General features: G+C 53.0%; 15 protein-coding genes and 1 pseudogene. 6 read left to right on the top strand and 10 right to left on the bottom strand.

The window, feature by feature from the left end; genetic code table 11:
• Both L1D47_RS16415 and L1D47_RS16410 read right to left on the bottom strand, forming a co-directional pair.
• Nucleotides 1-138: pseudogene (locus tag L1D47_RS16415) on the bottom strand (IS4 family transposase); the annotation flags it as partial.
• A 595-nt stretch (nt 139-733) separates the two neighbouring features.
• The gene (locus tag L1D47_RS16410) at nt 734-1,714 is read right to left on the bottom strand and encodes a rhodanese-related sulfurtransferase (RefSeq protein ID WP_239886070.1); all 981 of its coding nucleotides are present in this window, start codon (nt 1,712-1,714) and stop codon (nt 734-736) included.
• A 238-nt stretch (nt 1,715-1,952) separates the two neighbouring features.
• Here L1D47_RS16410 and L1D47_RS16405 point away from each other — a divergent pair, with 238 nt between their 5' ends.
• The 5 genes from L1D47_RS16405 (at nt 1,953) to ilvN (ending at nt 8,061) form a co-directional block, all read left to right on the top strand.
• Nucleotides 1,953-2,606 carry a glutathione S-transferase gene (locus L1D47_RS16405; protein ID WP_239886069.1) on the top strand — a complete coding sequence of 218 codons (654 nt, stop codon included), beginning with the start codon at nt 1,953-1,955 and terminating at the stop codon, nt 2,604-2,606.
• Between the two features lie 452 nt (nt 2,607-3,058).
• On the top strand, nt 3,059-3,931 hold the full coding sequence (locus tag L1D47_RS16400) for a class II glutamine amidotransferase (protein ID WP_239886068.1): 873 nt from the start codon (nt 3,059-3,061) through the stop codon (nt 3,929-3,931).
• A 258-nt stretch (nt 3,932-4,189) separates the two neighbouring features.
• The gene (locus tag L1D47_RS16395) at nt 4,190-5,413 is read left to right on the top strand and encodes a multidrug effflux MFS transporter (RefSeq protein WP_239886067.1); all 1,224 of its coding nucleotides are present in this window, start codon (nt 4,190-4,192) and stop codon (nt 5,411-5,413) included.
• Nucleotides 5,414-5,845: 432 nt separating this feature from the next.
• Complete coding sequence (locus L1D47_RS16390) at nt 5,846-7,567, top strand: acetolactate synthase 3 large subunit (RefSeq protein WP_239886066.1); 1,722 nt, start codon at nt 5,846-5,848, stop codon at nt 7,565-7,567.
• Nucleotides 7,567-8,061 carry an acetolactate synthase small subunit gene (gene ilvN, locus L1D47_RS16385; RefSeq protein WP_041511445.1) on the top strand — a complete coding sequence of 165 codons (495 nt, stop codon included), beginning with the start codon at nt 7,567-7,569 and terminating at the stop codon, nt 8,059-8,061. The genes L1D47_RS16390 and ilvN overlap by 1 nt, the downstream gene beginning before the upstream one ends.
• Nucleotides 8,062-8,212: 151 nt before the next feature.
• Here ilvN and L1D47_RS16380 read toward each other — a convergent pair whose 3' ends face one another.
• The gene (locus tag L1D47_RS16380; protein WP_239886071.1) at nt 8,213-8,662 is read right to left on the bottom strand and encodes an excinuclease; all 450 of its coding nucleotides are present in this window, start codon (nt 8,660-8,662) and stop codon (nt 8,213-8,215) included.
• A gap of 432 nt (nt 8,663-9,094) precedes the next feature.
• Here L1D47_RS16380 and L1D47_RS16375 point away from each other — a divergent pair, with 432 nt between their 5' ends.
• Nucleotides 9,095-10,015 carry a LysR family transcriptional regulator gene (locus L1D47_RS16375; protein WP_239886065.1) on the top strand — a complete coding sequence of 307 codons (921 nt, stop codon included), beginning with the start codon at nt 9,095-9,097 and terminating at the stop codon, nt 10,013-10,015.
• Nucleotides 10,016-10,094: 79 nt separating this feature from the next.
• Here the strand turns inward: L1D47_RS16375 and L1D47_RS16370 are convergent, their stop codons facing one another.
• The 7 genes from L1D47_RS16370 to L1D47_RS16340 all read right to left on the bottom strand — a co-directional run bounded on the left by L1D47_RS16370 (nt 10,095) and on the right by L1D47_RS16340 (nt 18,998).
• Entirely contained in the window at nt 10,095-10,682 is a 588-nt protein-coding gene (locus tag L1D47_RS16370) for a cytochrome c3 family protein (RefSeq protein WP_160793176.1), read from the bottom strand.
• Nucleotides 10,683-10,692: 10 nt separating this feature from the next.
• The gene (locus L1D47_RS16365) at nt 10,693-11,172 is read right to left on the bottom strand and encodes a nitrate reductase cytochrome c-type subunit (protein WP_239886064.1); all 480 of its coding nucleotides are present in this window, start codon (nt 11,170-11,172) and stop codon (nt 10,693-10,695) included.
• A gap of 11 nt (nt 11,173-11,183) precedes the next feature.
• Nucleotides 11,184-13,673, bottom strand: a complete 2,490-nt coding sequence (gene napA, locus L1D47_RS16360) for a nitrate reductase catalytic subunit NapA (RefSeq protein WP_041511605.1) — start codon at nt 13,671-13,673, stop codon at nt 11,184-11,186.
• A gap of 2 nt (nt 13,674-13,675) precedes the next feature.
• Nucleotides 13,676-13,933 (bottom strand): chaperone NapD, encoded by a 258-nt coding sequence (locus L1D47_RS16355; protein ID WP_041406610.1) that lies wholly within the window; start codon nt 13,931-13,933, stop codon nt 13,676-13,678.
• Nucleotides 13,934-13,972: 39 nt separating this feature from the next.
• Nucleotides 13,973-14,131, bottom strand: coding sequence for a periplasmic nitrate reductase, NapE protein (locus L1D47_RS16350; protein ID WP_239850383.1), 159 nt, complete (start codon nt 14,129-14,131; stop codon nt 13,973-13,975).
• Nucleotides 14,132-14,549: 418 nt separating this feature from the next.
• Complete coding sequence (gene hrpA / locus L1D47_RS16345) at nt 14,550-18,425, bottom strand: ATP-dependent RNA helicase HrpA (protein WP_239886063.1); 3,876 nt, start codon at nt 18,423-18,425, stop codon at nt 14,550-14,552.
• Nucleotides 18,426-18,581: 156 nt separating this feature from the next.
• Nucleotides 18,582-18,998, bottom strand: coding sequence for a CBS domain-containing protein (locus L1D47_RS16340; protein ID WP_011865564.1), 417 nt, complete (start codon nt 18,996-18,998; stop codon nt 18,582-18,584).
• Between the last annotated feature and the right edge of the window lie 45 nt (nt 18,999-19,043).

The raw sequence follows: 19,043 nt of genomic DNA, 5'->3' as shown, positions 1-19,043 counted from the left end.
ACGACCTAAAGCGGTCAATGTAAGACGGTCTGAATCAATGAGAGCCCGGCAGGCAACCATGAGGGTATTTAGACGCTTTTGGTGAATTTCTGGGCAATGTTGATAGAGAGATTGATGTAAGATAGTTAACGCTTGCACCTTGGAAGTCCGTGATTGGTTTTTGTTTGCGCTTAATCAGATCACATTCCAAGGTGCAAGTTCACTCTAATCTCATGATTTATCTCAAAGTTATCAGGGGATTCCTCAGCGCCGAGCTCTAGCCGGCAAGCAGACAAAGACTCGCTATCACTCAGTAGGACTGGCTTAGGGCTTAGAGCTTAGGGCGCAAAAGACACGGCGGAAAATAAACCGCACGACTCGCTATGGGCCAATATGATTAGCTAGTGAGTAAAAAGCGGCCAATAAAAAAGCGAGCATTGCATAACACAACACTCGCCTTTGCTTCTTACTCTGAATACATTGGCTCAGACTCTCTAAAAACTGAAAGGCTATCTACATCTTCACCAATACTGCTCATCAAGCAGACAGGTCGCCCGATGCAACTCATCTCTAGCAGCCCTTTAAGTATAGAATCTGTTCGCCATTAATCACAAATATTCGCGCACAAATATTAGGAACAAATATTCACGGGCATTGTATTCACGGGCATTCTATTCACGGGCGCTCTATTCACGGGCATTGTCGCGCCGATCTTAACTCAGGTTCAGTGCTAGTCGCGCAGAGGCGCAGACTATTAGCCTTCAGGCTGCTGACGCTGTTTGCGCTCAACCTTGTGCTGACGGCGCTGCTCGATCACCTGCTTCACGTCGCTGCCTATATGGCTCTCGCCACGCGACTTGGCGAGTTGCACCTGACGCTCACGCTCGACAAAACGCTTACGCTGCTTCTCGGATAGCTTGTCGATGCAATGCGGGCAACTCACGCCCTGCACATAATGCTCGCTCTGCTTGTCTTCCTCTGTGATCGGCAGACGGCAGGCATTACACTGATCGTACTGACCTTTCTCCAGCTGATGGTTGACCGCTACACGATTGTCGAACACGAAACATTCGCCTTCCCAGAGACTCTCCTCGGGCTGTACCTCTTCCAGATACTTGAGCACGCCGCCTTCTAAGTGATAGACCTCATCGAACCCCTGCTCTTTCAGGTAGGCCGTTGATTTCTCACAGCGGATGCCGCCGGTACAGAACATGGCCACCTTCTTATGCTGCTTAGGGTCCAGGTTCTGCTTTACGTATTCGGGAAACTCTCTGAAGGTTGCCGTCTTAGGATCGACCGCATTCTTGAAGGTGCCTATGTTGACTTCATAGTCGTTGCGGGTGTCGATAAGCAGCACCTCGGGATCTGAGATCAACTTGTTCCAGTCCTTAGGCTTAACATAGGTGCCGACTACCTTACGGGGATCCATGCCTTCGACCCCCATGGTAACTATCTCTTTCTTCAGCTTCACTTTCGTACGATAGAAAGGCATCTCATCGTCGAAGGAGAGTTTATGGACTATGTTATCCAGCCCTGGTTGGCCATCTAACCAGGCCAGTAGACTGTCGATACCGGCCTGGCTACCGGCGACTGTGCCGTTGATCCCTTCGCTGGCCAGCAGCAAGGTGCCCTTAATCCCTAAGGCTTCCATCTGCTTCAGCAAAGGCTGCTGCAGGGCTTCAAAATCCGGCAGAGAGACAAACTTATATAACGCACATACTACAAACTGAGACATATCAACCTCTTAACTGCTCGCTGAGGCTTAATCCCCAGTGCATGAATAGACGCTCTCACACTTAAAGGGTTAGCCAAAGTGACCCAGAGCGCAAAATGGAGGCGAATTCTACCTAAATCACACTTAAACAAACAGGCAGAAAAAGTAGGGGTATTTTCAGCCAAAGAGTGTAACAGCAAACAAACTTGCGATTTAGGCCAAAGCCATGAAGAATAGCGCCAGCAATCAAGGAGACCCCATGGCCTACCCCATTTTATATTCGTTTCGTCGTTGTCCCTACGCCATGCGTGCCCGCCTGGGCCTGTATCTGGCCGGGCAAGAGGTGGAATTAAGAGAGATAGTACTCAAACATAAGCCTGAGCCTATGTTAGTGGCCAGCCCCAAGGGCACAGTACCTGTATTGATCTTAGAAGATGGCCGCGTAGTCGACGAAAGCCTGGCCATCATGCAATGGGCGCTCGCCAAGCAGGGAAAAGACACCCTACTTCTCACCCATGAGCCAGGCCAGCAACAAGCCGCCATGGCGCTGATCGATGCAAACGATAATGGCTTTAAGCCCTGGCTGGACAAGTATAAATACGCCGATCGCCACCCAGAGCAGAGCCAAGAAGATTATCGCGCCCAGGGTGAGCGATTCATTGCCCTGTTAGAAGCCAGGCTGAGCGAACATCCTCAGCTCGTATCGGACGATGCTAGCATAGCTGATTATGCCATCTTCCCCTTCGTGCGCCAGTTTGCCCATGTCGATAATCACTGGTGGCAACAGGCTCCCTACCCTAAGGTGCGCGCCTGGTTAAACGCTCATCTGCAAAGCACAGCCTTTAACGCAGTCATGAAAAAATATCCCACCTGGCTAGACAGTGGTGAGAGCTTCTTCCTGCTCCAGCAATAACCGACAAAAAAGGCGCCCTTCGGCGCCTCTACTCATCGATAAAGTCGATTACATAAGCTGCTGACGTCACTGTGCACTATCACTGCAATGACAGCTGATACATGCTTTTGCTGCCGCTCACCTCATTGCCTATGATCTGCAGCGGCTTACCGCTCGGCTGTCAGCGCCATTGTCGTCCCCATTGTCGCCCTACCAGTAGTATTGCCGCTTTATTCATGTTGTTTTTCATTCGCTAATCTTGCCCTAGGTACGTCCAAGTAAGCTCCTCCCAAGGGTAGACAAACAGGCTATAAATGGCGCTAAGCTAAGGCGGGGGTAAGACGAATTCATGACGTCAAGGTGACAGTTTAACGACTGGCAGATAGAAATTTTGGATCTGGCGTAAATTTATCTTTGTCACTTGCATGATTCGCGCTAAATTTTGACTCGGTATGATTTTGGATAACGAGTCCATGTGCAGATTTTTAACCTATAGCGGCCCGAAGGCCTTGATGTCTCCCCTGATCTTTCAGGCCTCCAACTCTCTGGTGATGCAGAGCAAGTATGCTCAGAAACGTAAGGTGCCCACCAACGCCGATGGCTTTGGCCTGGGCTGGTACCCCACCCAGAATGACCCCATCCCGGCGACGTTTGTGAATGTGGACCCCGCCTGGAGTAATCGCAACCTCAAGATGATTGCCGAGAAAGTCGAGACGCAACACTACTTTGCCCACGTGCGCGATGCCTCCAAAGGGATGCCGGTTAGCCAGGCGAACTGCCACCCCTTCTCTTGCATGCATTACCTGTGGATGCACAACGGCCGCCTGGATCAGTTCGATAAGTTTCGTCGCCAACTGCTCAATCAGCTCTCGGATCGCGCCTTTAGCCTTATCAAGGGCAACACAGATTCGGAATATGCCTTCGCCCTCTTCATGGATAAGCTAGGATTTGCCGAACAGGCCAGTCTGAGTCAGCTGGAACAGGCGATGGAGGCGACCATAGCCACTATCATGACCCTACGTAAGGCTGCCGGCGCAGATACCAACGCCTTCATCAACTTTGCGGTCACCGACGGCAGGCACACGGTCGTGACCCGCTTCGCTACCCTTGAAGGGGTCAAACCCGCCTCGCTCTTCTTTGGCCAAGGAGAGATCCGCCTTTGCCAAGAGGGTATCGACTTTGTGCCCCATGATAATGACGATGCCTGTATCATCATCTGCTCTGAGCCCCCCACAGATGAGAGCGATCACTGGGTCAAGGTCGAGCGCAATCACATGGTCAGCGCTGTCGCTAACGAGCAGGTCAGTCAGCGTCGGATGGATTTGCCCTTTCAGGCCGACATCTGAGCCGACATGTAGGCCAACATCTAGGCCAACATCTAAGCCGAACTATAAGCTGAGCTTTTAGCCAATCAGGCGATCAACACCGCCAATGCCTACAGCAAGGTTTTGTTACAAATCGCCTCCTCAGCCAGAGGCCAAAGCACAATAAAGCATTGGCCTTTGTCCCGTGAGATCCCGTACAATCGATCTTCTCCCAGATAACATCCCCATCACCTGTTATCACCCCCACAAATTATCTTAAATCGGTCACAAGAGGTATGAGTGAACAAAGCGTCGATCCCGTCATCTGAGCCTATCCAACCCCAGGGTATCCCTAATCTCGCCCTGTTGATCCCCATGTTATCGGCCATAGTGGCCATCACGCCGCTGGCGATCGACATGTACCTGCCGGCCATGTCGACCCTGGCCAGCAGCTTTCATTCCAGTGTCACCACAGTGCAGCAATCTTTGAGTCTCTATCTGGCCGGCTATGCCATGGGTATGCTTACCTTCGGCCCCATTGCCGACCGCATCGGCCGCCGCCCCTTAGTGCTGCTCGGCTTAACCGGCTTTGGCTTGATCAGTCTGGCACTGGCCTTCGTCACCAGCGTGGAGGTGTTCCTGGGACTGAGATTCATTCAGGCGTTTATCGGCGCCGCCGCCACGGTAGTGGTACCCGGTTACATCAAAGAGGTCTATGGCAAGAATACCGCCAAGGGGATGTCCTATGTCAGCCTGATCATGATGCTGGCACCGCTTATTGCGCCCACCATGGGCAGTCTGATCCTCGAGCTGGGTGATTGGCACCTGATCTTCTTCATTTTGGCCTTCTATGCCAGCTTGCTGCTGGTTCTAGTACTGACCAAGCTGCGAATGCCCAGCGATACTCATTCGGACGCACGTAGCCAGCGCTCCTTCTTCGGCGCCTATGCGGTGGTATTTACCAAACCCGGCGTCAAGCTGCATATCGCCAGCGGCGTGATGACCTCGTTTGCGTTTTTCTGCTACCTCACCGCCTCGCCGTTTGTCTATATGGAGGTGTTTGGGCTGGATAAGAGCCTGTTTGCCATCCTCTTCAGCACCAATGTCGGTGCCCTGATGCTGGCCAATGTGATCAACAGTCGCATAGTGGTCAAATATGGCTCGCGGCGTATGCTCAAGGTATCGACTCTGCTGGCGACCGTCGCAGGTCTGTGCCTGCTGAGCGTTAACCTGCTCGGCCTCAGCTATCATTTTACCGTCGCTGCGCTTATCCCCTTCATGGGTTTCCTTGGGGTGATGTCGGTCAATGCCGACGCCATAGTGCTGATGAAGTTTCAGCAGGAAACCGGCACCGCAACCGCGGTGATCGGCACATTGAGATTTGGCTTTGGCGCCCTGGCCGGGCCGCTGCTGGCGCTCTTCTACACAGGCACCGCAGTGCCCTTCTCGGCGCTGATGCTAGGTGCCGTGCTATTGGTCGGTCTTTGCCAGTTTCTGGCGCATTCCCAGCAAAAATCGTTATAACCAAAGAACTCTGTGTAATCGCCGCCCTCTTCAAGGCGGCGATCACATAAACTAAAACTCTGAAACTCCCCCTCTGAGCCTAAACCTCTGAGCCTAGACCTCTGAAACTCGCCCTCTGAGACTAAAGTCTAATTCACCCTTCTTGACGCTATAAACGCCGTCCAAAGCCCATCAAACCGTCACGCTATACTGCTTCGAGAGCGTGTCGATGTTGAGTTTTACTCAACTTGGCAAAGATTGCTCATAAAAGGCTTGAATTCATTCATCTATTGAATATGATGAAATTCTGTTCATTGGCAACAGTCACCCAAGGCCGACCGCTTTAGGGTGAAGCGCGAGTCTGGATTACCCTCCAGACTCTATGTTTAGAGCGATTACCGTCGCTGTATCAAGATACTGCATACCGTCGCGGTAACTTAAGAGGGATCACCAATGGAAAAACTTTCCGGCGCCAGCATGATCGTCCGATCATTAATCGATGAAGGCGTTAAACACATTTTCGGCTACCCAGGTGGCTCGGTGCTCGATATTTACGATGCCCTGCACCAAAAATCCGGCATAGAACATATTCTCGTGCGCCACGAACAGGCGGCCGTACACATGGCCGACGGCTATGCCCGCGCCACCGGTAAAGTGGGCGTGGTACTGGTCACCTCCGGCCCAGGCGCGACCAATGCCATCACGGGCATCGCCACCGCCTACATGGACTCCATCCCTTTAGTTGTTCTCTCGGGTCAGGTACCCAGCAACTTAATTGGTAATGATGCCTTCCAGGAATGTGACATGATAGGCATCTCCCGCCCCGTGGTGAAACACAGCTTCCTGGTGACAGACGCCAAGGATATTCCGGCCATCATCAAGAAGGCGTTTTATATCGCCTCCACGGGTCGTCCCGGCCCTGTGGTGGTAGACATTCCCAAGGATTGTCTTAACCCGCAAATATTGCACGAATACCAGTATCCAGAGGCGATCAACATGCGCTCTTACAACCCGACCACCTCGGGCCATAAGGGACAGATCCGCCGCGGCCTGCAGGCCCTGCTAAAGGCCAAGAAGCCCGTACTCTATGTGGGCGGCGGCGCGGTGATCTCGGGCGCAGACCAACAAATACTTAAGTTATCGGATAGACTCGGCCTGCCGGTGGTCAGCACCCTCATGGGACTGGGCACCTTTCCCGGCACCCACGCCAACAGCGTCGGCATGCTCGGCATGCATGGCTGTTATGAGGCCAACATGGCGATGCACAACGCCGACCTTATCTTCGGCATAGGCGTGAGGTTCGACGATCGCACCACCAACAATGTGGAAAAATATTGCCCCAACGCCACCATACTGCATATCGACATCGACCCCTCTTCCATCTCGAAGACGGTCAGGGTGGATATCCCCATCGTCGGCTCGGCCGACAGCGTGCTCAATGACATGCTGGCCCTGCTGGACGATGAGCCATCGATGAAAAACGATGAAGGGGCCATCGACTACTGGTGGAGCGAGATCAACCAATGGCGCAGCCGCAACAGCCTGGCCTATGACAAGAGTAGCGAGCGGATCAAGCCACAGCAGGTGATCGAGACACTGCATAAGCTAACCCAGGGCGATGCTTATGTGGCCTCTGACGTGGGCCAGCACCAGATGTTTGCCGCCCTCTACTACCCCTTCAACAAGCCAAGACGCTGGATCAACTCAGGCGGCCTGGGCACCATGGGCTTTGGCCTACCGGCCGCCATGGGGGTAAAGATGGCCAAGCCGGACGAGACGGTTATCTGTGTCACGGGCGATGGCTCGATCCAGATGAATATTCAGGAGCTATCCACCGCCCTGCAATACGATACGCCAGTCAAAATCATCAACTTAAACAACCGTTTCCTCGGTATGGTGAAGCAGTGGCAGGATATGATCTACTCGGGTCGTCACTCCCACTCCTACATGGACTCAGTACCTAACTTCGCCAAGATCGCCGAGGCCTACGGCCACGTGGGCATGACCATCAGCGACCCAGCAGAGCTGGAAGCCGGACTAGAGAAGGCCCTTGCCATGAAAGACAAGCTGGTCTTTGTCGACATCAGCGTCGATGAGACAGAGCATGTCTACCCAATGCAGATCCGCGGTGGCGGGATGAATGAAATGTGGCTAAGCAAGACGGAGAAAAGCTAATGCGTCGAATTATTTCTGTATTACTCGAAAACCAGCCCGGCGCCCTATCCCGTGTGGTAGGTCTTTTCTCTCAGCGCGGTTATAACATCGAGAGTCTGACCGTGGCGCCCACGGACGATGTCACCCTGTCCAGACTTAACATCACCTTGGTGGCCGATGAGGCGGTGCTAGAGCAGATTGAGAAGCAGCTGCATAAGCTCATCGACATTCTCAAGGTATCTAACATTACCGAGTCGAGCCATATCGAGCGTGAGCTGGCGTTGGTCAAGGTGAAAGCCAAGGGCGCGGGTCGCGAAGAGGTGAAACGCACCGCCGATATCTTCCGCGGTCAGATAGTGGATGTCACCTCTGAGCTCTACACCATTCAGATGGCCGGTACCTCGGATAAGCTCGACGCCTTCATCGCCGCCATCGGCGAGGTCACTAAGGTGATCGAGGTGTCACGCTCCGGCGTCGTCGGCCTATGTCGCGGCGAGAAGGCGATGCGCGCCTGAGTGCTCGCGGCTAAACCACCTAGCGACTAACAACCTAGCTATAAAAACCTAGCGCCTAGACAACTAAGATACTCGCCTTTAAGAATAGGCACAAAAAACGCCAGCAATTGCTGGCGTTTTTATTGTCTGCCCCAATATTGGCGCTATTGGCCTAGTTAGCGCTCTCGGGCAGCTTAACCACCTCACCTGTGAGCGCAACCCCGGCCATCAGCGCACCGGCGCCACACTGGAAGGTCTCTTCGCTCGAGGTCAGGTTGTTCTTATAGTTCGACTTGATATTCACCACAGCGTTGCCGCCTTGCTTCACGGCACTGTTTTTAAGTGCGATCATCGCCGACAGAAACACCCATTCACAGGCTTCCTGGTCGGATTTATTAAACGCATTGGTCTTCTTATTGGTCTTCAGCTCACCCAGTTTCTGTAGTGGCTCGCCATAGGCCTGCTCACCAAAGTAGAAGCTGACATCGCTGCCCAGCTTTGACTTGGCCATATCTGAATTCAGCACAGAAGCGATGTTATAGTTGCCGACATCGTCTCTGGCAAAGGCCAGCGGCGAACACAGGGAGAGAGAGGTCAAACCTACAAGCAGTATCTTTTTCATCATAACTAATTCCATTGACTCGGCGCGTACACAGTCACGCCACGCACTGGCTAATACCCATTACAGTCACTAAGTGATCAAACATAGCGGAGAAAAAACCTTTAATAACAGGCTAGGATGATCGGTTAGCGACTAGAATTGGTATCAATAATGCGTCCATTAACATTACCAGACCGACAATCCTGTCAGCGTCCAACTTAAATCGCCGCGGGCAGCAAGGATGAATAACCCAAGCAAGCACAACGCGCGTCGCCGAGCATAACCAACTCCATGGTCCTAGGTAAATAGGTAAATAGGTAAATAGGTAAATAGGTAAATAGGTAGATAGGTAGATAAACAGATAAATCGGCAAACTTTGAGAATGGACTACCTAAAAACCTATCGGCTGGCTATCATGGCAGCAGTTAAAGCCATCCCCTAACGGAATTCCCATTGAAAACATTCGACTTTAACCTGCTTCCCCTACTCGAAGTGTTGCTCGAGGAGCAGAGCGTCACCGCCGCCGCAGAGCGCCTGCATCTCAGCCAGTCGGCGGTCAGCAAGCAGCTAAACAAGCTCAGAGAGTCCTTCGACGACCAACTGTTCGAGCGCACCGCACATGGCCTGCGCCCGACGCCCAAGGCCAAACAGCTGGGACCAGAGATCCGTAAGATCTTGAGTCGGGTCTCCTCTCTCACCCGGCCAAGCGACTTCGATCCCTCCAAGAGCCACAGGCGATTTCGCCTCGAGTTAGTAGAGACCGCCTACTCGCTGACCTACCCGCGTTTCATGCCTAAGGTGCTCAAGCAGGCACCTAAGATCACCCTGGACAGCCACACCTGGCACAGCGATAGCATGGAGCGCCTGCTAAGATGCGACACCGACCTTGGGATCGCCTGCCGCGAATGGGACGAGCGCTCGCTGCAGCACGTCAACAACCTCCCCGACGCCCTACGTTTCGTCGAGCTGACCAGGGATCACTCGCTCGCCATGGTGCGCGAAGGTCATCCGCTACTCAACGAAGAATGGAACCTGAGTACCTTCCTCAAGTATCGCCACCTGCAGGTGACCTTCGGCGGGATCTCCCACTGGCTATTAGACGACGTGCTAAAAATAAAGCACCTCAAGCGGGACATCGCCGTTAACCTCACCGACTTCAACAGCGCCATGCAGCTGTGTGAGCAGAGCGACCTTACCCTCTGTTCACCGGCTAAGTACGCCAAAGAGATGATGGGCCAGTTTAAGCTGGTCACCCTGCCGATCCCCACCGAGATGGTGCCTGGCACCTATGTGCTGCTGTGGCACAAACATTTCGATCTCGACCCCAGCCATCGTTGGCTCAGAGAGCTGATCATCGACGCAGTGCAAGCATGACCCCATATACAAACAAAAAAAAACGCCAGCGAGATGAATGCTGGCGTTTTTACTTGGAGATGGTGTCTTAAGCCCTAGATTAGAAGCCTTCGACCCCTTTCATATCAGGTAAGTGGTGAGCAATACCCTTATGACAATCGATACAGGTCTTCTCGCCACTGGCCAATGACGTGGAGTGCATATTGGCCGCACGTGTCGATTGACGAGTAAAGTCCATGTAGTCGAAATTGTGGCAGTTACGACATTCCAGCGAATCGTTGGCCTTCAGTCGTTCCCATTCATGCTCTGCCAATTCGCGGCGCTTGGCCTCAAACTTGTCACGAGTATTGATGGTGCCGAATATCTTGCCCCAAACTTCTTTAGAGGCCTGCATCTTACGGGCGATCTTATCTGTCCAGTTATGGGGTACGTGACAATCCGGACAGGTCGCTCGCACACCACTACGGTTGGTAAAGTGTATCGTCGACTTAAGTTCCTGATACACGTTATTTTCCATCTCGTGACAGCCGATACAGAAGGCTTCCTGGTTAGTGGCTTCCAGGGCGGTGTTAAATCCCCCCCAGAAGATCACCCCAGCGACGAAGCCACCCAAGGTGAGAAAACCTAAGCTAAAGTGCACGCTGGGTTTTCTTAATACCTGCCAGATCTTTTTCAACTTATCTAACATAGGGCCGCTCCTAGTGCTTAACAGCTTCAGCTTTAATCAGGTGGTCGATATCGATAAATTCATTATCGACCATGGTTTTCGCATCCAGCTGTGGCACATGGCACTGAGTACAGAAATAGCGACGTGGAGACAGATCCGCTAAGAAGTTGTTTTCCCTGTCCATGTAGTGAGTGACACTCACCATAGGTGCCTGTGAATCCCCGACACGCTTGCGAGCGTGGCAAGACATACACTTATTCACCTTAAGGTCTATCTGGTAGCCGTCGATCTTGTGAGGGATAACAGGCGGCTGCATCGGATAGTTACGCACCTGCTTAACGTCTGTGTTACGCACCTTCTGCATCACAGGTGGTGTCGGGTTAGTGTTCAATGGCGCCTGCCTGAGGGTGGCAACCTTATCTTCAGGCACGCTGGCAGCCACGCTGCTAAAGGTCGCGCCGACAGAGAGAGTCACCAGAGTCGCCAAGGTTACAAGTTTCAATGATTTCATGGTGATTCTCCTTATGCCTTAACTACTTTAACTGCGCACTTCTTAAAGTCAGTCTGTTTAGACAAAGGATCCGTCGCATCTAACGTCACCTTGTTAATCAGCTGGCTGGCATCGAACCAAGGCACAAAGACCAGACCGACAGGCGGCTTGTTACGGCCACGGGTCTCGACACGTGTCTTGATCTCACCGCGGCGAGAAACCACCTTCACCTCGTCGCCACGACGCAGGCCGCGTTTCTTGGCGTCATCTGGATGCATGAAGCAGACGGCATCCGGGAAGGCGCGGTACAGCTCAGGTACACGCTGTGTCATAGAACCTGAGTGCCAGTGCTCTAGTACACGACCGGTAGAGAGCCAGAGGTTGAACTCTTCATCTGGCGACTCGGCGGCAGGCTCGTATGGCAGTGCGTAGATAACCGCCTTGCCATCAGGCTTACCGTAGAACTGGAAGCCAGTACCTGGTTTCACATAAGGATCGCTGCCTTCGCGGAAGCGCCACTTGGTCTCTTTACCGTTAACCACAGGCCAGCGCAGGCCGTGCACCTCATGGTAGGTATCGAAGTCTGCCAAATCGTGACCATGCCCGCGACCGAAGGCGGCATACTCTTCAAACAGACCTTTTTGTACATAGTAACCAAAGTGCTTGGCTTCATCGTTCATGTACTTAGGATCGGCCTGCTCGAGCGGGAACTTATCCACGTTACCGTTCTGGTAAAGTACCTGGAACAGTGTCTTGCCCTTGTACTGAGGGTTCGCCGCCAGTACTTCTTTTGGCCAAACTTCATCTGTGGTGAAGCGCTTAGAGAACTCCATCAACTGCCACAGATCCGAGCGAGACTCGCCAGGTGCCTTCACCATCTGGTGCCAGAACTGGGTACGACGCTCGGCGTTACCATAGGCACCCTCTTTCTCAACCCACATGGCGGTTGGCAGAATAAGGTCGGCAGCCTGAGTGGTTACAGTTGGGTAAGCATCTGATACCACAATGAAGTTTTCAGGGTTACGGTAGCCAGGTAGACCCTCTTCATTAATGTTCGGGCCGGCCTGCATGTTGTTGTTCACCTGCACCCAGTAGGCATTGATGTCACCATCTTTGAGGCGACGGTTCTGCTCAACCGCGTGATAACCAGGCTTAGGTGGAATGATGCCATCTGGGATCTTCCAGATCTTCTCGGCAATCTTTCTGTGTTCTGGGTTGTTCACTACCAGGTCTGCCGGTAAGCGATGCGAGAAGGTACCCACTTCACGGGCTGTACCACAAGCCGAAGGCTGACCAGTGAGCGAGAATGGGCTGTTACCCGGAGTCGAAATCTTACCTGTTAGCAGGTGAATGTTATACATCAGGTTGTTACACCACACGCCACGGGTATGTTGGTTAAAGCCCATGGTCCAGAATGATGTCACCTTGGTATTTGGATCGGCATAGAGTTTCGCCAGTTCGATCAGCTTGTCTTCTGGCACGCCAGAAAGCTTGCTGACAGAGGCGACGTCGTAATCGGCAACGAAGGCCTTGAAGGCGTCAAACTCGATTGGGGTAGACTTACCGGCAGTCTTAACGTTCTTGGCTTTCTGCTGCAGCGGATGACTTGGGCGCAGGCCATAACCTATGTCGGTCTCACCCTTGCGGAAGTTGACGTGCTTATTAACGAAATCCCAATTTACCGCATCGTTCTGAATGATGTAGTTGGCAATGAAGTTTAGGATGGCCAGATCCGTCTGCGGCGTGAAGACGATACCCAGATCGGCAAGATCAAAGCTTCTGTGGGTGAAGGTAGACAGCACTGACACCTTAACATGAGGCGCGCTCAGACGTCGGTCGGTGACACGGCTCCAGAGGATAGGATGCATCTCGGCCATGTTAGAACCCCAAAGCACGAAGGCATCGGCGTTTTCCATGTCATCGTAACAACCCATAGGCTCATCAATACCGAAGGTACGCATGAAACCACCTACCGCAGACGCCATACAGTGACGGGCGTTAGGGTCGATGTTGTTTGAGCCAAAACCCGCCTTCATCAGCTTAGAGGCGGCATAACCTTCCCAAACAGTCCACTGGCCTGAGCCGAACATACCGATAGCGGTTGGGCCCTTCTTCTTGATGGTGGCTTTCCACTTCTCTGCCATGGTGTCGAAGGCAGTATCCCAGCTTACCGGTGTAAATTCGCCGTGCTTGTCGTATTTACCATTGGTCATACGCAGCATAGGAGTCTGCAGTCTGTCTTTGCCGTACATGATCTTAGACAGGAAGTAACCCTTGATACAGTTAAGACCACGGTTCACCTCACTCTCGGCGTCACCATGGGTGGCCACCACCTTGCCATCGCGGGTGGCAACGATCACCGAACAACCTGTACCGCAGAAACGACAAGGTGCCTTGTTCCACTCAAGTTTAGTCTGCTCTGAACTGGTAATTAGGTTGCTTGCCGTTGCGGGCAAGGCCAAACCAGCCACCGAGGCAGCGGCCATGGCCGCATTTGCCTTCATAAATTCGCGTCGATTCATCTTCATTTTTCAACCTCTTCAAGCACTTCACTTTGGTGATACACCATGGCTGCGGACAGCACGCCCTCAATCTTGTTGATCGCCTCAATATCAGCCATCAGGCCCTTCTGGGTCATGCCTTCCAGCACAACCACCAACTTGACCTCATCGTTAACAGACAACTCTGCGTTTTCCATCTTCATGATTGTCTGTCTGACACTGGACATAAATTCAGGCTTAACCTGAACCACTAAACTGGTGACGTGAAGTTCATTGCTCATTGACATTTTCACTCTTAATAATTGTTCGAATACAGTGGGTTAACCTGCACCTGGTGGGCCAGTAAGTATCTGGCTAAACCAGATAGCAAAGCCCAAACCAGAAACGAGTAACACTGACAGCAGCGGAGCAAGAAAAACGGTTAGAAACACAAATATTTTTAGCTCTAAACTTTTCTCTTCATTAGATGTGGAACTCATGCATCCTCCAACGGGTCATGCCGATTTTCATAGCAGATAAAGTTGGTCTACTTCTGGTTGGATTGTGTCAATCAAACATTAAAGACCATACTTTTCTTCTTGTTTTTTATGGTATCAATAACTTCTTAACATTCTGTATACCCCTAAATCGGTAAATTCTACGCAGGTTTGATCTGGATCATCCTTTTGCGGCAGATAAAACCCAGATCACCTCTCCTACACAGCAATTTCGATTGAGAAAGCAACAAAATGAATAAATTAGCTATTCATAAACAACTAAAACATAGTCATAAAACGGCGAATAGGTAAGTCAAAGTGTGATCTAAATCGTAAAAATATATCGATGGGGGTAGGCGTGGTTTTCGCGGGCATAAAAAAGCACCCGTTGCGGGTGCTTCTTTAGTCTTTATGACAATGATTAGGCTTCGGCTATGCGATTGAGGATGCGTTTCTCCGAAATCGGATAGGCGGTGCCTAACACCTGGGCGAAACAGGAGACACGGTACTCCTCTATCATCCAGCGCGCCTCCTGCAGCGCCTCGGGCACGGCAGCACTCTTAGGCACCTTGGCCAGTTGCGCCGCTAAGGTCTGCTGTACATTGTTAATGCTGTGCAGGTGCAGCCGGTCACGATTTGGATCCACAGGCAGTTTGTCTAAACGATTATCTATCGCCTTGATATAACGGATTAAATCTGCCAGACGCTGCCAGCCGCACTGCTCGACAAATCCCTTGAATACCAGGTTATCCAGTTGGGTCTGAATATCACTCATGGCGAAGGCGATATCCAGGCTAATCTTGCCCTTGAGGCGCTTCTTCACCTTCTGATACAGGGTCAGGATCTCCTCCACCTGCAAGGCTATCTTGGCCGCCGTAGGGTTAAGATCCTGACGCACGACATCTTTAGCCTGCTCGAACTGCTCGGCGCTGCGTACATCCAACCCCTTCTCGTCGAGCAGCTGCTGCACCGCCGCCGATAGGATATCGTCGATCAGATACTGCACCTGGCCAAAGGGATTGAAATACATGGCCAGCTTTGCCTTGTTGGGCAAGGTGTTTTGCAGATGTTTCACCGGCGATGGCATGTTAAGCAGCAACAGGCGCTGTAACCCCGCCTTGTGGCAACGACCGGCCTCATGCTCGTCATCAAACAGCTTGATCGCCACGCTCGTCTTGTTGTCCACCAGCGCAGGAAACGCCTTCACCTGGAAATTACCACGCTTCTTCTCATACTGCTTGGGCAGATCGCCAAAGCTCCACTGAGTCAGCTCGTTCTGCTCTATGCCGCTCTCGGCCACGTTGCGTATCGCCTGGGTCACCTTGCCCTGCAGCTGCGCCTTCAACTGCTCAAGGTCGCGGCCCTGGGCCAGCAACTTGCCCTTATCATCTTCTACCTTGAAGTTGATCAGCAGGTGGGGCGCGAGCTGAGTGAGATCGAAATCATCGGCTGAGATACGCACGCCGCTCATGCGCAGCAGTTGCTTACACATTGCCTCGAGCAGGCTCATGTCACTATTGGTCATTGCCTGCAGGCAGGCCCTGGCATAATCGGGCGCAGGCACAAAGTTGCGCCTCAGCGTCTTAGGCAGAGACTTGATCAGCGCGGTGATCTTCTCCTCACGCAGGCCAGGCACCAGCCAGTCGAAACCTTGGGCCTCGATTTGATTCAGCAGCGCAATCGGCAGATGCACAGAGACGCCATCATCCACGTCGGCCGGTTCGAAGTGATAGCTCAGCGGCAGATTAAAGTTGCCCTGATGCCAAGTGTCGGGGAAGTCCAGCGCCGAGACATGATCGTCGCTGCGCTTCATCAGCGCGTCACGCTCGAAATCCAGCAGATGAGGCTGACGTTTCTTCTCCTGCTTCCACCAGGTCAATAGCTTTGGCGCGTTGTAGACCCCCTGTGGAATACGGGCATCATAGAAGTCCACCAGCGCCTGCTCGTCCACTAGGATATCGCGGCGGCGAGACTTGTGCTCCAGCGCCTCGATATCATCGATAAGCGCGCGGTTGTTGACGAAGAAGGCTTCCTTGGTGCGCAGCTCCCCTTCGGCTAGCGCGCTGCGAATAAAGATCTCCCGGGCCTCGACAGGCTCGATGGGGCCATATTGCACCCGGCGACGATTGACTATGGTCAGGCCGTAGAGCTGCTGATTCTCCAGCGCCACCACACTGCCCTGCTTGGCCTCGAAATGGGGCTCCACATAGCTCTTCTTCACCAGATGACCGGCCAGAGGCTCGACCCATTCCGGCTGGATCTTGGCGCAGCAGCGCGCAAACAGACGCGAGGTCTCGGTCATCTCGGCGGCCATGATCCACTTAGGCCCCTTCTTCGCCAGCGGCGAGCCAGGGAAGACGAAGAACTTACGGTTGCGCGCCCCCAGATATTCGTTGTCCTTATCCTTGAAGCCGATATGACTCAGCAGACCGGTCAACAAAGATTTGTGCAGCAGCTCATAGTCGGCAGGCTCGCTGTTGAGCTTCCACTTGAGATCATGCACCGCCTGACGTAACTGGGTATAGAGATCTTGCCATTCACGTACCCGCAAGTAGGCCAAAAACTCCTGTTTACACAGCTTGCGGAACTGGCTGGCAGACAGCGCCTTTTGTTGCTCCTTGACGTGATCCCACAGCTTCACCCAGGCGATAAAGTCAGAGTCCTTATCGCTGAAGCGTCGGTGAGCCTCATCGGCGGCCTGTTTCTTGTCCATAGGACGCTCGCGGGGGTCTTGAATCGATAGACCTGCGGTGATCACCAAGGTTTCATGCAGACAGCCATACTCCTTGGCCTGCACCACCATGCGCGCCAGGCGTGGATCCACCGGGATACTCGCCAGCTGACGCCCCAGAGGGGTGAGTTGCAGCTGCCCCTTGTGTTTGCGCACCGACTGCAGCTCTTCCAGCAGCAGGAAGCCGTCACGAATGTATCTGGCATCGGGCGGCTGAATAAAGGGGAAGCCTTCGATATCGCCAAGGCCAATAGAGAGCATCTGTAATATGACAGACGCCAGGTTGGTCCTGAGGATCTCGGGATCGGTAAACTCGGGGCGATTGTTAAAGTCGGTCTCACCGTAGAGGCGAATACAGATCCCCGGCGCCACACGGCCACAACGGCCCTGACGCTGGTTGGCACTGGCCTGAGAGATAGGCTCAATCGGCAGGCGCTGCACCTTAGTGCGATAGCTGTAACGACTGATGCGCGCCGTACCCGGATCGATCACATACTTGATGCCAGGCACGGTTAATGAGGTTTCGGCTACGTTGGTGGCCAACACGATACGCCGGCCACGGTGGCTCTTGAACACCTTGGACTGCTCACCATAGGAAAGACGGGCATAGAGGGGCAAGATCTCGGTATCACGGTACTGCTGCCTGTTGAGCTGATCCGCCAGGTCACGAATCTCTCGCTCACCATTGAGGAAGATCAGAATATCCCCCGGCCCTTCGGCCATCAGCTCCTCTACCGCGGCGAAGATGCCATCGGTGAGATCCAGATCCTCATCCTGCTCACGAACCAGAGGCCGATAGCGGGTCTCCACCGGATAGGTTCGGCCCGACACCTCGATCACAGGCGCATTGTTGAAATGCTTGGAGAATCTCTCCACGTCTATGGTAGCCGAGGTGATGATCACCTTGAGATCCGGGCGGCGCTTGAGCACGCTCTTGAGGTAACCCAGGATAAAGTCGATATTCAGGCTGCGCTCGTGGGCCTCATCGATAATGATGGTGTCGTATTGATCCAGGTATTTGTCTGAGCTCAGCTCCGCCAGCAAGATACCGTCCGTCATCAGCTTGATGTAAGAGGTTGGCTTGATGGCATCGGCGAAGCGCACCTTAAAGCCCACCACCTCGCCCAAGGGGCTGTTTAATTCTTCGGCCACACGGGTCGCCACACTGCGGGCAGCCAGACGTCTTGGCTGGGTATGGCCGATAAGCCCGCGCGTCCCCAAGCCCAGTTCGAGACAGATCTTAGGCAGCTGAGTCGTCTTACCCGATCCCGTCTCGCCCGCCACGATCACCACCTGATTGCCCGCTATCGCCTCGGCGATTTCATCGCGTTTCTGCGATACCGGTAGCGCATCGGGATAGCCTATCTCGGGACGATTCTGCCGACGCGCCTCGACCTTGGCCACGGCGGCAATGGCCTGCTCCTCCAGCTCGGCCAGCACAGCTGATTTTTGCTCGCCGTCGGCTTGTTTTTTCAGTCGATGAAGACGGCGCTTGATGCGAGAGGCATCGGCCTGGAAACACTGGTTGAGGAAGGCATGAGACAGCGGGTGACGTGGCGAATTCAAAGGAAAGACCCATATAGCAAAACACAAAGCCGGGATCCTACCAAGGAACGCGCCATTTTGATATGAAAAATCGCCCCAGAGGGGCGAAATTGTTCATCCGATTATCTGACCTACCGCATGAGGGCGACAGATAAAAAGGTTAACATAAGCATTAACTTAGGCAGGCTTGAGATAACACTCCTGCATCGAGGTGTTGATCGCCCGGAGCACAGCATTTCTATCTATGATGCCGACCACCCTGCCCTGGTCGATCACCGGATAGATCTTGGGCTTTGGCAGCAGCATCTGCTCGGCCAGGCTGATGATGGGCTCGTCCTTAGAGACGGTCAGCACGTCGGTGCGCATGCAGTCACTCACATTGGCGGTGAGATCGCAGTGATAGGTACTCTTTAACATCACGGCTAAACAATCTTGTTGCGACAAAAAACCCACCAAATGACCCTGTGCATCGACCACGGCTGCGCCTAATTTTTTTTGTGAGAGCAGCTTTTCGACCGCGGCAGCCAGTGTCATATCCGCCTGCAATAACACAGGTTGGCGATCCATATAATCAACGACTTTCATCGACTCCATATTCTGACTCCTTATTAGTGTCTGCACCTTAAGTGTATATAAGGT

The sequence above is a fragment of the Shewanella sp. Isolate7 genome, from assembly GCF_022398425.1.
In the GTDB taxonomy this organism is placed as follows: Bacteria; Pseudomonadota; Gammaproteobacteria; order Enterobacterales; family Shewanellaceae; genus Shewanella.
The sequence above is the reverse complement of the archived record's forward strand: the minus strand, read 5'-3'. Positions and strand labels throughout refer to the sequence as shown.